This is a genomic window from Comamonas guangdongensis, from assembly GCF_041079535.1.
GTDB lineage: Bacteria > Pseudomonadota > Gammaproteobacteria > Burkholderiales > Burkholderiaceae_C > Comamonas > Comamonas guangdongensis.
On record NZ_JBFYGN010000074.1, the window covers coordinates 1 to 771 of the forward strand.

Annotated in this window: 1 protein-coding gene; it reads right to left on the minus strand. The window is 55.5% G+C overall.

The annotated features are described in order from the left end of the window. Positions 1–771 (minus strand): integrase core domain-containing protein (locus AB6724_RS21815; protein ID WP_369340626.1); only part of this gene is annotated, 771 nt, incomplete at both ends.

Genomic DNA, 771 nt, shown 5'->3' on the forward strand with positions numbered 1-771 from the left:
TGTTCAGTCCCACAGTGAGATGGTGCGGATGAAGTCTAAAGCGACTTGGATCTTTTTCCCACGCCTCGCACATCGCACGGAATGGTGTCTTCCACCTGAGCGCTTTCAAGTGCTTGCCGAAGTTGTAGCTTTGAACAAATGCCTGGACATGCTTGCGTAGCTGCTCCAGGCCCTCATACTCATACGCCTTGATCGTGGATTCCTTGATGGTCCGGTTCATGCGCTCGACCATGCCGTTAGTCCAAGGGTGGTACGGCTTGGTATGTCGTTTCTCGATTCCATTGAACTTGCAGATGCGCTCGAAGATGTGACCGATGCATGTGTCGGTGACGCCGCCTCTGAAGCGTTCTTGCCCTGTGAAGGCCATGCCGTTGTCCGTCAGAACGGTATGTATGCGGTACGGGAAGACCACGAGCACCTGCCGAAGGAACTGCGCTGCGTTGGCTTTCGTGGCCCTGTCAAAGAACGCAACATGCGTGAACTTTGTGACGCGGTCTATGGCAACAAACATGTGCTGTCTGCCGCTGGAGATCTTCATTTCGGCACTGTCGATGTGCACGAAGCCCAGCGTCGTTTCTTCAAACTTTCCGTGCCTTCGCGGCACTTGCGTTGCGGGCTGTCGGCTGATGCCGTGACGCTGCAGGCAACGATGCAAGGCGCTGCGGCTGAGCTTGGGTGCCGTCTCCAGGAGCTGCCCCATGAGATCGTCCAGCGACAGATGCCCTTGCTTGCGTAATGCAATTGCCAGGTGTTCTTGCTCTTGAGAAAGAT